The organism is Pseudomonas sp. UC 17F4, from assembly GCF_900101695.1.
Classification (GTDB): Bacteria; Pseudomonadota; Gammaproteobacteria; order Pseudomonadales; family Pseudomonadaceae; genus Aquipseudomonas.
Genome location: NZ_FNKV01000001.1, coordinates 3,684,057 through 3,698,069, shown reverse-complemented (window position 1 = coordinate 3,698,069; position 14,013 = coordinate 3,684,057). Strand labels below are relative to the sequence as shown.

Below are 14,013 nucleotides of genomic sequence, written 5' to 3'. Positions count from 1 at the left end.
CCTTCACAGTTGCTCGGCCTTGAGCAGGAACAGGCTGTGGCTGCCGGCCTTGACACTGGCGCTGAGCGAATCGATGCGCGGCAGCAGGCGGGCGAAATAGAAGCGTGCGGTGCCCAGCTTGCTCTGGTAGAAGGCGCCGTGGTGCTGCAGGGCGACATCGGCCATGCGCGTCCACAAATAGGCATACAGGGTGTAGCCGAACACCTGCAGGTACTCCACCGCCGCCGCGCCGATCTCCTCGGGGTTGCCCTGGGCGCGGTCGAGCACCCAGGCGGTGAGGTCGTCGAGATTGGCCAGCGCCAGCAACAGCGGGGTCTTGAACTCGGCGCGCGAGGCCGCCAGGGTCTGGGCGTAGGCCTTGATCTCCTGCGCAAGCGCCGCGTAGCTGCGGCCACCGTCGGCGACCAGCTTGCGCCCGAGCAGGTCCAGGGCCTGGATGCCGTTGGTGCCTTCGTAGATCTGGGTGATGCGGCAATCGCGAATCAGCTGTTCCTGGCCCCATTCGCGAATATAACCATGGCCGCCGAACACCTGCTGGCCGTGCACGGTGGTTTCCAGGCCCATGTCGGTCAAGAACGCCTTGGCCACCGGCGTCAGCAGCGCTACCCGCGCTTGCGCCTGGCTGCGCTCATCGGCATTTTCGCTGTACTTGGCCAGGTCCAGCTGCAGCGCCACATAGGTGGAGAACGCCCGCCCGCCTTCGTTCAACGACTTCATGGTCAACAGCATGCGCCGCACATCGGCGTGCTCGATAATCGGGTCGGCCGCCTGCTGCGCGTTTACCGGGCCAGTGGCAGCGCGGCTTTGCAAGCGTTCGCGGGCGTAGGCCACGGCGTTCTGGTACGAGCGCTCGCCCAGCGCCAGGCCCTGGATACCGACGCCCAGGCGCTCGTAGTTCATCATGGTGAACATGGCATTCAGGCCCTTGTTGGCCTCGCCCACCAGGTAGCCGACGGCGCCGTCGAAGTTCATCACGCAGGTGGCCGAGGCCTTGATGCCCATCTTGTGTTCGATCGAGCCACAGCTCACCGCGTTGGCCTCGCCCAGTGCGCCGTCCTCCTCCACCAGCAGCTTGGGCACCAGGAACAGCGAGATGCCCTTGGCGCCAGCCGGTGCGTCCGGCAGCTTGGCCAGCACCAGGTGAATGATGTTCTCGGTCAGGTCCTGCTCGCCGCCGGTGATGAAGATCTTCGTGCCCGTGACCCGGTAGCTGCCATCGGCCCGGGGTTCGGCACGGGTACGGATCAAACCCAGGTCGGTGCCGGCATGGGGTTCGGTCAGGCACATCGACCCCGACCAGCGCCCTTCGTACATGGGCGGCAGGTAGCGCGCCTTGAGCGCCTCGCTGGCGTGGTTGAGCAGCGACAGGCAGGCGCCGGCGGTCAGCATCGGGTACAGGGCGAACGACAGGTTGGCGGCGTTGAGCATCTCCTCGACCTGGGCGGCAATCACCTTGGGCATGCCCATGCCGCCATATTCACAAGCCCCGCCAACGCCGACCCAGCCGTCGTCGGCATAGTTGCGATAAGCCTGGGCAAAACCATCCGGGGTGCTCACCCGGCCCTCATGCCACTGGCAACCCTGCTCGTCGCCACTGCGGTTGAGCGGTGCCACCTGCCGGGCGATGAGCTTGCCGGCCTGCTCGAGGATGGCCCGCGCGGTGTCGGCATCGACCTGCTCGGCCAGGGCCGGAATGCGCGCCCACTGGCCAGGAATGTCGAACACTTCGTTGAACAGAAAATCCATGTCACGCAACGGCGGTAGGTAATCAGACATGCGATGAACACTCGGCTTTTTGGCTGTTAAGGTTCAGCCCCTCGACACTGCCGGGGCTGGGTGAAGGCGCCCGCGCCTGGCTGGCGGGCAAGAGGAAGTGCGACAGCGCCGGGATCAGCACCAGCGCGCCGAGCATGTTCCAGAGGAACATGAAGGTCAGCAGGATGCCCATGTCGGCCTGGAACTTGATCGGCGACCAGGCCCAGCCAACCACGCCGGCGGCCAGGGTGATGCCGACCAGGCCGACCACCCGCCCGGTAAAGGCCACGGCGTTCTTGTAGGATTGCGCCAGCGACAGGCCCTGGCGCTGGTAATGCAGCTGCACGCTGAGCAGGTACAGCGCGTAATCGACGCCAATGCCCACGCCCAGGGCGATTACCGGCAAGGTGGCGACCTTGACGCCGATGCCCATCATCACCATCAGCGCCTCGCAGAGTATCGAGGTGAGCATCAGCGGCAGTACCGCCACCAGGGTTGCGCGCCAGCTGCGAAAGGTGATCAGGCAGAACAGCGTCACCGCCAGGTACACCAGCAACAACATGCTGCGGTTGGCCTCGCGCACCACGATGTTGGTCGCCGCCTCGATCCCGGCGCTGCCGGCCGCCAGCAGGAACTGGCGGTCCTCGCTGCTGTTGGCCTGGGCAAAGCGCTCGGCAATCGCCACCACCTGGTCGAGGGTGTCGGCCTTGTGGTCCTTGAGGTAGGCAATCACCGGCATCAGCGAGCAGTCGTTGTTGAACAGCTCCGGGGCGTTCACCGAGGCTTGCTGGGCGGCATAGTTGAGCACGTCCTGGTTGCGCTGGATGCTGCTCAGCTTGGGGTTGCCCTCGTAGGTGCCGGCGGTTATATGGCGCACCGCGTTGGTCAGCGACAAGGTGGTCTGCACCTGCGGGTTCTGTTGCAGCGCCCAGGCCAGGCGGTCGGCGAGCACCAGGGTCTGGTAGCGCAGGCAGCCTTCCGGGGCGGTCTTGATCATTACCGCAAAGGTGTCGCTGGACAGCGCGTAATGGCCGGTGATGTAGGCGTTGTCGCGGTTGTAGCGCGAGTCGGCGTGCAGCTCCGGGGCGCCGCTGTCGAGGTCGCCGATTTTCAGTTGCAGGCTCAGCCAGAAACCGCCGGCACCAAGCAAAGCGGCCACCAGCACGGCGCCGGTTGCCCACTTGCGTTCGGTGAAGCGATCGAGCAGGTCCCAGAGTTTGCCAAAGCCGCGATGCTCGGCGGCGCGCAGGTCGATACGCAAGGCCCGTTCAGCGGCCTTGCGCCCGACGCCGACATACGACAACGCCACCGGCATCAGCAGCAGCGAGGTGAAGATCAGCACCGCCACGCCAATGCTGGCGGTAATCGCCAGGTCCTTGATTACCGGGATGTCGATCAGCATCAGTACGGCAAAGCCCACCGCATCGGCCAGCAAGGCGGTGACCCCGGCGACGAACAAACGCCTGAAGGTGTAGCGCGCAGCGATCTGGCGGTGGGTGCCGCGGCCGATGTCCTGCAGGATGCCGTTCATCTTCTGCGCCGCATGGGACACGCCGATGGCGAAGATCAAAAAAGGCACCAGGATCGAATACGGATCGATGGCATACCCCAGCCAGGCGACGATCCCCAGTTGCCAGACCACCGCCGTCAACGAGCACAGCACCACCAGCAAGGTGCTGCGCACGCAGCGGGTATAGAGGTAGATGATCAGCAGCGTGGTCAGCACCGCCAGGGCGAAGAACAGCATCACCTGCAGCAGGCCGTCGATCAGGTCGCCCATCAGCTTGGCAAAGCCGATCACATGCAGTTTGTAGACGCCGCCCGCTTCGTAGCGCTGGCGCAACTGCTCAAGTTTTTGCGAAAAGCCGTGGTAGTCGATGCCGGCACCGGTCGCCGAGGCCTGGTCGAGCAGCGGCACGATGAGCATGCTTGAGGTGAAGTCGCGAGCGACCAGGCTGCCGACAATATTGGCCCGTTCGATGTTCTGGCGCAGTTGCTGGATATCGGCGGCCGAGCCCTGGTAGGCATCGGGCATCACCGGGCCGCCCTGGAAGCCCTCTTCGGTGACTTCGGTCCAGCGCACCGCCGGGCTCCACAGCGACTTCATCCAGGCGCGGTCGACACCTTGGCTCAGGAACAGCTCGTCGTTGATCTGGCGCAGGGTCTGCAGGTAGGCCGGGTCGAAGATATCGCCACGGGTGTTCTCTACCACCACCCGCAGGGAATTGCCCAGGCCGCGCAGCGCCTGGCGGTTGTCCAGGTAGTTGCGGATGTAGGGATGACTCTGCGGGATCATCTTCTCGAAGCTGGGCCGCAGCTCCAGGCGCGTCATGGCCATGCTGCCGAGCACCAGGGTAACCAGCAGCATGCACAGCATGAACGCCAGCCGGTGGTTGAACACCAGGCGTTCGAGGCGATTGCCGGAGCGTGCATCGAAGTCGCCGAGGTTGCGGATCACCGGCAAGGTGTCTTGTTGGATGTCGGCCATCAGGGTTTTCTCTTGTTATGGCTGCTGCGGTTGGTCGGGGGCCAGGGTGCGGATGCCGCGCTCACCGACCAGCACCAGCGCGGCGCCGCTATCAAAGGCTGCGCCGCTGACCGGCGCGCGCTGGGTTTGCGCCAGCGGGCTGAAGCTTGCGCCGTCATCGTTACTGACCAGCAGGTCGCCGGCCTGGCTGGCCAGCCAGAACCGCCCGCGGGCGTCGAGGCTGGCGGCGGTGATGCTGGTGTTCAGGTCGGTCTTGATCACTTGCCAGCCGGCACCGCCATCGGTGCTGCGCAGTACGTGGCCACGCAACCCGTAGGCCAGCAGCGCCCCAGGTTTGCCAATGACGCCGAAATAACTGCCGGCATAGGGGGTGCTCAGGCGCTCGAAATGGTCGCCAGCAGCGCTCAGCTTGAGCAGCAGGCCCTGCTCGCCGCTGATGTACAGCGCGCCGTCGGCGCTGGCCAGGCCGGTCAGGTGCAAGCCTTGCGGGTTGTCGCTGCGTTCCAGCCACGGCGTCCAGTGCTGGCCGCCGTCAACGGTGTGCAGCAGCAGGTTGAACACGCCCACCGCAAAACCGTGCAGCGGGTCGCTGAACCAGACGTCGAGCAACGGCTTGTCGGCGCCCTCCGCGACCAGGCGCTCACCCTCGCCCACCCAGCGTGCCCATTGATCGCCGCCCGCTTGCGCCCGTGCCTGGTAATAAGCCAGCACCTGCTCGCCGAGCACCCGCCCGTCCAGCTGTTTTTCCCAGCGCTGGCCGCCATCGCGGCTGTGCAATATCACCCCGTCGTTGCCCACCGCCCAGCCCAGCTGCGCGGTGGCGAAACTCACCGCATTGAGGTCGGCGCTGACCGGCACCTGCGCCTGTTGCCAGTGACTGCCCTGGTCATCCGAGTAGAGGATGTGCCCCCGTGGCCCCACCGCCACCAGGCGCGTGCCGGCGACGCTGACATCGCGCAAGGCGCTGGTGGCGGCCAGGGCGCTGGGCTGCGCCGGCAGGTCGAGCACGTCGACGTAAGGCTCGGCCCGGGCCGCGCCCTGCAGCGCGGCCCAGGCCAGCAGCATCACGCTGCAGCGTTTAAAAAAAGCCATCCCTGATCCTCCTCGGTGCGTGCTCGACAGGCTCAGCGAATGCCGGCCCCGGCCAGGGACTCGGGCGACCACTGGGTGCGCGACAGCGGCTCGATGTAGCGAATGCCGCCGTAGGCCCCGACCACACCATTGAGGTTGTAGGTGCCGCCGATCAGGTCGTAGATCATGAACGGCGTGGCATCCGGGGTCTGTTTGTCGTAGCTCTGGCTGAGGAAGGCGAAGCTGCCGCGGTACAGCTGGCCACGGGCGTCATACTGGTCTGAGGCCAGGGCGATCCAGCTGTCCTCGTCGAGGTAGAAGCGGCGCTTGTGGTAGATGTGCCGGGCGCCGTCCTTGAGCTTGCCTTCGACCACCCAGACCCGGTGCTTTTCCCAGCGCACGAATTGCGGCGCGAGGTGGTTGGCGGTGGTCAGTTGCTTGACGTCGGTGTTGTAGGTCAACCGGTAGGTGTTGTACGGCACGTACATCTCCTGCTTGCCGACCAGGGTCCAGTCGTAGCGGTCGAGGGCGCCGTTGAAGACGAACACGTCATCGTAGGTGCCCGAACCCGAGGTGCCCGGGTTGGGCGTGTCGTAGGCCAGGTTCGGCGCCAACTTGACCCGGCGCTGGCCCGGCAGGTACTGCCAGGCGCTGCGTGGTTGCACCAGCGGGTTGGCGGCATCGCGCAGCATCATCGCTTCACCGGCGCGGCGGGCCGGCGCGGTGTAGGTGAGTTTCATCTGGTAGTAGGTGTCCTTGGCGCCGATCGGCTTGCTCATGTCCTCGTAGATCGGGTAGCTGATGTTGGCCTGGCCGGTGGTGCTCAGGGTGGCGTTGCCGGCGGCATCGACGTTCCAGGAGTCGTACTTGGCGGTCATGCTCACGCCCTGGTAGCGCAACAGGAAGTTCCACATGGCCTCGGCACCGCTCTGCGGAATCGGGAAGGGAATGCCCGGCAGCACATTGTCGACCGCGCTACCGCCCTCCTGGCTGCGCGCACCTACGGCGTTCTTCAGGCTGTTGTCGAGCACCGGTTGCGGCAGCGCCACGGTGCGATGAGTGGGATAGACATCGACGCGAAAACTGGGGAAGCGCTTGAGCAGTTCCTGGGTGGTGGCGGTCAGTTGAGCCTTGTACTGTTCGGCATTTTTGCCATCGATGACCAGCAGCGGTTGCTCGGCGGCGAACGGGTCCGGGCGCATGCTCGCACCGCTCTGGTATGCCGCTGGCGGGGTCAGCAGGCCGCCCTGGTAGGCGGGAATCGAGCCGTCGGCGTTGGCGGCCTTTTCTGCGCCTATCGGCGTCAGGCTGGTGCCCAGGCGCGCGGCCTGGTCGTTGGAGACGGCGGCATGGGCCGGGTTCAGGGCAGCCAGCGACAGGCACGTGGCCAACAGGGTGTGCACGTAGTTCATGTTGTTGTTTTCCTGTGTGACTCAGAAGGTGGTTTTCAGGGTCAGGTACAGCGCGCCACGGTCCTCGGTGGTGGCGGCGCCGCCAGAGAACGCGGCGTAACCGCCGCCGTAGCAGGTGTAGTCCTGCTCGCCGTCCAGGGCGTTGGGGGTGCTGCCGTCGGTCTGGCCGTTGTTGCAGGACTGGGTCTTGCCGAAGCCATCGACGTACTTGAGGTCGACGAAGTACTGGTTGTAGATCGCCGCGCTCAGGCCCACGGCGTAGTTGCCGGTGTTCTCGGCGCCGCCGCCCTGCACCGGCGATACGCCGTCCAGGCCGACGTTGATCGACAGCGGCATGCTCAGGTCCATGCCCGGCAACACCTGGTACCAGGTCGGGGTGAAGTTGACCGCGATGCCCCAGTTATCGCGGGTCGGCTGGTCGATGCCGCGGTAGCTGCTTTTACCCTTGTACAAGGCCGCGTTGTGGTTATCGAGCTTGAGCAGGTTGCTGTAGAACAGCTCGCCGAGCAGGGTCGCCGAGTCGAACAGCGGCGTATCGGCAATGGTCATCAGGCCGTTGAGGGTCCAGTGCAGGGTGTCGCCGGTGGCGCTCATGCTGTCGCCGTCGGACGGCGCTTCATAGACCACGCCACTGCTGGGCAAACGCGCCGGCAGCAGGCCGAAGCCGCCACCCAGGCCGGCCTGGCCCGGCGCACTGAGGATCGCCGGAATGCTCGCCAGGGGCATGTTGTGGCGGATGTTCAGGTCGCTGCCGACGCTGATACCGCCGACATCCTTGGACAGGCTCAGGCCGTAGATGTCGATGTTGTCGGCGTAGGCGAACTGGTAGGTGGCGCTTTGCAGCGAGTTGTAGAGGTTGCCGACCGCGCCCTGGGCACTGCCCGGCGGGCTGCCGAACGGGCCGTTGGCGACGGTCAGGCCGCGGGCGTCGAGCCAGGCCTGGGGCAGGATCTCCGAAGTCTTGCGGTAATACACGCCCAGGGTGCCGCCCAGCCATTCGGGCGACCACTTGGCCATCACCCCCCAGTCGCCGCGTTTGTCCGGGGTCAGGTCGTGGCCGCGGCGGATGTTGGTCAGCGCGCCGCGCACCGGGATCAGCCCGGGCGTGCCGGTGTGGCCGAGCAGAAAGCTCTGTGCGCCCTCGCCCACCAGGTCCGAACCGCCGTAGTAGGTGCCGGCTTCCGGCAGCCGCGCGGCGTCCCAGTCGAGGAAGTACTGCGCGCCGATGGTCAGCTCGGGGTTGACCAGCAACGCCGCCGACAGCTGGTTGCGCGGCACGAACAGCTCCTTGGCTTCGGTGCCGGGTGAGGCGGCCAGCTTGGCCAGGTCCAGGCCAGACTGGCCGTAGCTCAGCGAATGCACCGGGTTGAGCAGGGTTTCGCCCCAGAACAAATTGTGCTGGCCGAGCTTGGCGTTGATCTGCGAGGAGTCGCCCACTTCGCGACGCATGAACACGAAGGCATCCAGTACCTCACCGGACGGGCCGCTGTAGTAGCGCTGGGCATAGTTGCTCAGGTGCGGGCTGCCCAGCGGCACGCCGGTGCCGGGCAAGCCGTTGAGGCTGGGGTTGATGCCCGACTGGCCGCCGTTGCCGTTGACGAACGGGTTGGCGTTGGAGCCGGTGTTGTCGTAGGCCTTGTCGTACCAGCTGGCGGCGCTGACGCGAAAGCCCATGTTGCCCTGGTAGATCACGTCCAGCTCGCTGAGCAGGTCGATACGGTTGGTGACCGTGGTCCCGGCCTTGCGGAAGTTGTAGTCGCCGTCGTTGTTGTTGGGGGTTGCCAGCAGGCGTTTGTCAGCGCTTTCGGTGCGTACGCCGTAGTTGTACTTGACCGTGTTATCCAGGCGCACGGCCCAGTCTTCACTGCCGGTATCGAGTTCGAACGCCTGGGCGCCTGGCAGCGCCAGCAAGCCGATGGCGCAGGCGAGCAGGCAGCGCTGTGGCTTCACAGCACGGTGAATGCGAGGGTTGGACATCGCGATGGCTCCACTTATTGTTATTGTTGTTATCGCCGCCCGTCGAATGCGGGCGTGGTTCAAGCGTCCGTGCGTTACTGCAGGTCCAGGGCCTGGACCAGTTGTTCGGCCCGTGGCCAGGGGCCAAAGCCTGCGGCCGGGTTGAGGTGGCCGACAGCGCCCAGTTCCAGCAACTGGCTGCCCCAGTTGCGGGCCATGGCCCTGACCGCGTCGAGACTGGCCAGGTGGTCGTCGCTGCTGGCGGCGACGATGCTCGGGAACGGCAACGGCGTCATCGGCAGCGGGCTCCAGCCATTGGCGCGCAGGGTTTGCGGGCTTGGGTAGTGCGCCGGCCAACTGGCCGCAAGGTCCGGTGGCGCCGCCAGCAGCGCGCCCTTGATCGGCCGCTGGTAACGCGCCGCCCAGTGGGCAACCATCAGCACCCCGGCGCTGTGCGCCACCAGCAACACCTCGCCTTCAATCTGTTCAAGCGCACACTGGATGGCGTCGACCCGGGCGTTGCAGTCCAGGCCATCGACCTGCAGCGGCGCCAGCGTATGGACCTTGGCCAGGCGTTCGGCCAGCCGGGTCTGCCAATGCTCGGGCACATGCTCGCGCAGGCCGGGGACGATCAGGACAGTAGCGGTGGTATGCAGTTTTTCCACGTCGGCACCTAGGCTCAGGACAGTCCGCTCGCAGGTGATCCCGAGCGCTTGCACAGCCACAGTAATCAGCCCTCCCCGCTGGCGCTTTACATTGCGCGTCAGCGACTTTTCATTTGATGACAGGGTTTGTGGCGTATGTCCGAGTGGCCCGGGGGTGCGGGTCATCGGGCTTTTTTCAGCCGCCGAAAACGGCTTCTCATTTGGCGACACCCACGCTATAACGAATCACCCGCCATAGAAGCGGGGCGCCTGATGAATGCGTGGAAAACAATAAAATGACCGCCCTCGTACGTGCTGCAAGCCTGACCAACTACCTTGAGGTGTCCCGGCACCTGGGGCTCAACCCGCATGCCCTGCTGGCTCAGGTCGGCCTCAGCGCCAGCCTGCTCGACGACCCCAACCAGCGTATCGCGGTGTCCAGCGTGGTGACCCTGCTGGAGGAGTCGGCTCGGGTCAGTGGCTGCGAAACCTTCGGCCTGCGCATGGCCGAGCTGCGCCAGTTGTCGGATTTTGGCGAGATCAGCCTGCTGCTCAGCCACCAGCGCACCCTGCGCGACGCCCTGCAGGTGATCGTCCAGTACCGGCATTTGCTCAACGACGCCCTGGCCATTCATATCGAAGAAGCCGGCAAGACCGTGATCATTCGGGAAGAAGTGGTCACCGACCAGCCCCAGCGCGGGCGCCAGGCCACAGAGCTGGCGATTGGCGTGATGTTGCGCCTGTGCGCGGCCCTGCTTGGCGCCCACTGGCACCCGATCAGCGCCAACTTCACCCATGCGGCGCCGGCGGACCTGGCCATTCACCGGCGGATTTTTGGCTGCAAGCTGGTGTTTGGCAGCGAGTTCAACGGTATCGTCTGCCCGGCCGCCGACCTCGACACCGCCAACCCGCTGGCCAACCAGGCCATGGCGCGCCTGGCGCAGCGTTACCTGGACACCCTGCAGGCCAGTGGCAAGCTGTCGCTGGAACTAGAAATGCGCAAGACCATCTACCTGCTATTGCCCATGGGCCGGGCGACCATCGAGCAGGTGGCGCAAACCCAGGGCATGAACGTGCGCACCTTGCAACGGCGCCTGGAGGAATGCGGGGTGACCTTCAGCGATTTGATCAACGGCGTGCGCCGCGACCTGGTGATCCGCTACCTGGAAAACCCCAGCTATACAATGGGGCGCATTGCCGACATGCTCGGTTACTCAATGCCCAGCTCCTTTACCCGCTGGTTCATCGCCCAGTTCGGCATGCCGCCGGCCAGTTGGCGGGCGCAGCATGAGCGCCGGCAAGACTAGCCGGCGCTGTCAAACACGAGTGCTGCGCGCTTGGGTTCGGTGCATGCCAGTCCACTACTGGGGCAACCGTCTACAACCCCCAGTGCATCAATGCCAATACCAGCAGCACCAGGAACACCGTCTCCCCGACCATCAACGCAATCGGCTTGAAGCCCACCGCGGCCAGCTCTTTTAACTGAGTCTTCATGCCCAGGGCGCTGATCGCCACCACCAGGCACCAGCGCGACAGGTCGTTGACCCCGCCCTGCACCGCCGCCGACACCCAGCCGGTGCTGTTGATGCACGCCAGCAGGACAAAACCCACCGCAAACCACGGCAGTAACGGTGGCCGCTGCCCACCGGCATCACCGCCGGCGCGGCGGGTGATCATCGCCGCGCAGACAATCACCGGCAGCAACATGGCCACGCGCATCAGCTTGACCACGGTGGCAATGTCGCCGGTCTCGGTGGACATGCTGTACCCCGCGCCCACCACCTGCGCCACATCATGAATGGTCGCGCCGAGAAACACCCCGGCCTGTTGCGGCGACAGCTGCAGCCAGCTGGCAATCATCGGATAGAGGATCATCGCCAGGGTCGACAACGCCGACACGCCAATCACGGTAAACAGGGTGGCGCGCTCTTTTTGCGGGTGATGGGGCAAGGCCGCGGCCAGGGCCAGCGCCGCCGAGGCCCCGCAAATCGCCGTGGCACCACCGGTGAGCATGCCGAACAAGCGCTGAAAACCCAGGGCCCGTGCCGCCACCACCGAGACCAGGATGGTCACCACCACCAAAATCACCACCAGCGCTACCGGCTTCCAGCCAAGGCTCGCGATCTGGCCCAGGGTAATGCGCATGCCCAGCAGCGCCACGCCCAGGCGCAATACCGTGCGTGCGGTGAATTCGATCCCGGCTTTGCAACGGCCATCGCTGGCCAGAAAGTTCAGCGCCATGCCCAGCAACAAGGCAAACAACATCACCGGGGCATCGTAATGCTCACTGAGAAAACTCGCCGCCGCCGCGGCAATCAGGCTGACGATAAAGCCCGGCGCCAGTTCCCGGGCGCGGTGGTTGGCGGCGGCAATTGCGACCACGCTCATTGGCCCGCCTCCTTGCTCGCCAGCACGATGAACAGCTGCCCATCCCGTTGCTCGACCGGGTAGCTGGCAACCTTGAGCTGCGTCGAGTTGAGCAGATAACCGCTGGCCAGATCAAAGCGCAGGCCGTGGGCGCAGCACTGGATCACCCGTCCGTCCAGGCGCCCGCCGCACAGCGAGGCGCCCTGGTGCGGGCAACTGTCGTCGATGGCGTAGAAGCTGTCGGCAACGTTGAACAGCGCCACGCTCCTGTTCGCCCATTCCAGCAACACCCGCCCGCCACGGGGCGGGACTTTGTCGGCCGGTACCGGATACACCCCGCTCATGCCGCCACCTCGTGTTCCAGGGCTTGGGCCATGGCCTGCAGCAACACCTCGACCGGCTGTGCCCCCGAGACCCGCAGACGCTGGTTGAAGCGAAAGCACGGCACGCCGTCGGCAGCCTGGTCGTTGGCGCCGATGAACGGGCTGGCATCGCCGCGCAGGCAATCGGCAAACCGCCCAGGCTCCAGGCCACAGGCGCTGGCGATATGCATCAAGGTCACCGGGTCACCCAAATCCTTGCCCTGCTGGAAGTAGCCGGCAAACAGCCTGGCCAGCAGCGCTTCGGCCTGCTGAGTCGAACCCAGCGCCACCGCGCGCTGCAGCAGGCGATGGGCGTCGGCGGTGTTGGGCATGCGGCTGATGCGGCTGAAATCGATCTCCACCCCTGCGGCCTTGGCGGCGCTGCGCACCTGCGCCTGGCGCAGGCGTACCGCCTCATCGCTGCCCAGGCGCTTGCGGTAAAAGGCCTCGAACGGCTGGCCGGTCCTGGCCATTTGCGGCAGTAATTGCACGCCGCGCAAGAGCAGCTTGACCTCGACCTCCGGCCGCTCGCGGCGCAGTTGTTCCAGCGCCCGCTGCAGATGCGCCTGGCCAATCAGGCACCAGGGGCAGATAAAGTCGAAGAACACTTCGATCGACAAAACGTGCTTCACGGATTCAACTCCAGGCGGGCCATGTCACGGTGGTAATGACGCTTGGCAATAAAGAACACCGCCGCCGCCGCGATGCTGATCAGCGGCACCAGCTGGAAGGCGGCCTGCAGGCCGATCAGGTCGGAGATGCGGCCGGTAATCAACGGCCCGGTCGCAAGCCCGAGCAGGTTGTTGGCCAGGGTCAGGGTGGCAAACGCGGTGCCGTGCACCGAGTAATGGGTCAGGTTGGCGACCATGGCACTGGACGGGCCGTTGGTGCCGGCGGCAACCATCATCCCCAGGCAGATCAGCACCAGTTGCGCGGTGCCCGAGGGCAGCGCGAAGGCCAGCGACAGCAACAGGCAACTGCCCAGGCAGTAACCGATGGCCAGGCTGATCTTGCGGTCCGGGCGCTGCCGGCCGAGGCGATCGCAAAGCATGGCGCAGAGGATCATGCCGATGCCGCTGCACAGCACGATGATGGCCGCGACCACGCCGGCCTGGTCGGTGCCCATGGCGTAGTAGCGGTTCAGATAGCTGGGCATCCAGACAATCACCGTGCCGCCGACGAACAGCTGCAGGCCACTGCCCACGTAAGCGGCGATCACCGAGCGGCTGCCGTACAAGGTGTGCAGTGGCCGGGCGATCTTGCAGGCGGCGGCATTGACCCGCTGCGGAGCGATCTTCGCCTCCTTGACGATCAGCGGGTACAGCAACGCCAGCAACAGGCCAAACAGGGCCATCGCGGCGAACGCCCAGCGCCAGCCAAAGTGCTGGGCCATCAAGCCGCCCAGGGCCATGCCCAGCACCGAGCCGAACATGCCGCCGGCCATGAAGGCCCCGGCCAGGGTCGCGCGCATGTCACGGGGGAACACCGCGACCACCACGGCAATGCCGACGCTGCCATAGGCGGCCTCGCCGACACCGACCAGAAAACGCGCGGCAAACATCTGCGGGTAGTTGTCGGCCAGGGCGCAGCCGAGGGTGGCCAGGCTCCAGAGTACGGCCATCAGCACCAGGCTGCGGATGCGCCCGAAGCGGTCGGCCAACAGTGACAAGGGGAAGGTCAGCAGCCCGACCATCAGCGCGACAATGCCGCTGAGCAGGCCCAGCTGGCTGTCGCTCAGGGCCCATTCGGCCTTGAGCAACGGGAAGACTGCGTTGAGTACCTGCCGCGACATGTAGTCGGAAATCAGCAGGCCAAAGGTCAGGGCAAAGACAATCCAGGCATATCGCCGGGAAATGCCTCGTGAAGTGTCGGCGCCATCGTCTGTGGCGCTGGCGAGATAGGCGGCCATGCTGCCTCCTTGGGGTTGTCTGGCATGAGACTTACTTATTGTTTTTATT

11 protein-coding genes are annotated in these 14,013 nt (G+C 65.6%); 1 reads left to right on the top strand and 10 read right to left on the bottom strand.

All coding sequences use genetic code 11. The features are described from left to right. Nucleotides 1–3: 3 nt before the first annotated feature. The 6 genes from BLR26_RS16985 to BLR26_RS16960 all read right to left on the bottom strand — a co-directional run bounded on the left by BLR26_RS16985 (nucleotide 4) and on the right by BLR26_RS16960 (nucleotide 9,347). Nucleotides 4–1,776 (bottom strand): acyl-CoA dehydrogenase C-terminal domain-containing protein, encoded by a 1,773-nt coding sequence (locus BLR26_RS16985; RefSeq protein WP_093382954.1) that lies wholly within the window; start codon nucleotides 1,774–1,776, stop codon nucleotides 4–6. Next, complete coding sequence (locus BLR26_RS16980; RefSeq protein ID WP_093382949.1) at nucleotides 1,769–4,243, bottom strand: efflux RND transporter permease subunit; 2,475 nt, start codon at nucleotides 4,241–4,243, stop codon at nucleotides 1,769–1,771. Before BLR26_RS16980 ends, BLR26_RS16985 begins: the two co-directional genes overlap by 8 nt. 15 nt (nucleotides 4,244–4,258) lie before the next feature. Continuing rightward, nucleotides 4,259–5,335, bottom strand: a complete 1,077-nt coding sequence (locus tag BLR26_RS16975) for a WD40/YVTN/BNR-like repeat-containing protein (protein WP_093382945.1) — start codon at nucleotides 5,333–5,335, stop codon at nucleotides 4,259–4,261. 32 nt (nucleotides 5,336–5,367) lie between these two features. Further along, nucleotides 5,368–6,726: a DUF1329 domain-containing protein gene (locus BLR26_RS16970; RefSeq protein ID WP_093382942.1), complete on the bottom strand. Its 1,359-nt coding sequence runs from the start codon at nucleotides 6,724–6,726 to the stop codon at nucleotides 5,368–5,370. Nucleotides 6,727–6,747: 21 nt separating this feature from the next. Beyond that, the gene (locus tag BLR26_RS16965) at nucleotides 6,748–8,703 is read right to left on the bottom strand and encodes a DUF1302 domain-containing protein (RefSeq protein ID WP_093382937.1); all 1,956 of its coding nucleotides are present in this window, start codon (nucleotides 8,701–8,703) and stop codon (nucleotides 6,748–6,750) included. A gap of 74 nt (nucleotides 8,704–8,777) precedes the next feature. Next, nucleotides 8,778–9,347 carry an RBBP9/YdeN family alpha/beta hydrolase gene (locus tag BLR26_RS16960; protein ID WP_093382932.1) on the bottom strand — a complete coding sequence of 190 codons (570 nt, stop codon included), beginning with the start codon at nucleotides 9,345–9,347 and terminating at the stop codon, nucleotides 8,778–8,780. A gap of 275 nt (nucleotides 9,348–9,622) precedes the next feature. Between BLR26_RS16960 and BLR26_RS16955 the strand changes: the two genes are divergently transcribed. Next, entirely contained in the window at nucleotides 9,623–10,633 is a 1,011-nt protein-coding gene (locus BLR26_RS16955) for an AraC family transcriptional regulator (RefSeq protein WP_045200878.1), read from the top strand. A gap of 70 nt (nucleotides 10,634–10,703) precedes the next feature. On the opposite strand, the gene BLR26_RS16950 is transcribed toward BLR26_RS16955, so the two are convergent. From BLR26_RS16950 to BLR26_RS16935, 4 genes are read right to left on the bottom strand one after another with little or no spacing between them, the layout of a single operon-like run. Then, complete coding sequence (locus BLR26_RS16950) at nucleotides 10,704–11,714, bottom strand: YeiH family protein (protein WP_045200880.1); 1,011 nt, start codon at nucleotides 11,712–11,714, stop codon at nucleotides 10,704–10,706. After that, nucleotides 11,711–12,037: a Rieske (2Fe-2S) protein gene (locus BLR26_RS16945; protein WP_093382928.1), complete on the bottom strand. Its 327-nt coding sequence runs from the start codon at nucleotides 12,035–12,037 to the stop codon at nucleotides 11,711–11,713. Before BLR26_RS16945 ends, BLR26_RS16950 begins: the two co-directional genes overlap by 4 nt. Continuing rightward, on the bottom strand, nucleotides 12,034–12,687 hold the full coding sequence (locus BLR26_RS16940; RefSeq protein ID WP_093382924.1) for a DsbA family oxidoreductase: 654 nt from the start codon (nucleotides 12,685–12,687) through the stop codon (nucleotides 12,034–12,036). The genes BLR26_RS16945 and BLR26_RS16940 overlap by 4 nt, the downstream gene beginning before the upstream one ends. Further along, nucleotides 12,684–13,964, bottom strand: a complete 1,281-nt coding sequence (locus BLR26_RS16935; RefSeq protein WP_093382919.1) for an MFS transporter — start codon at nucleotides 13,962–13,964, stop codon at nucleotides 12,684–12,686. Before BLR26_RS16935 ends, BLR26_RS16940 begins: the two co-directional genes overlap by 4 nt. Between the last annotated feature and the right edge of the window lie 49 nt (nucleotides 13,965–14,013).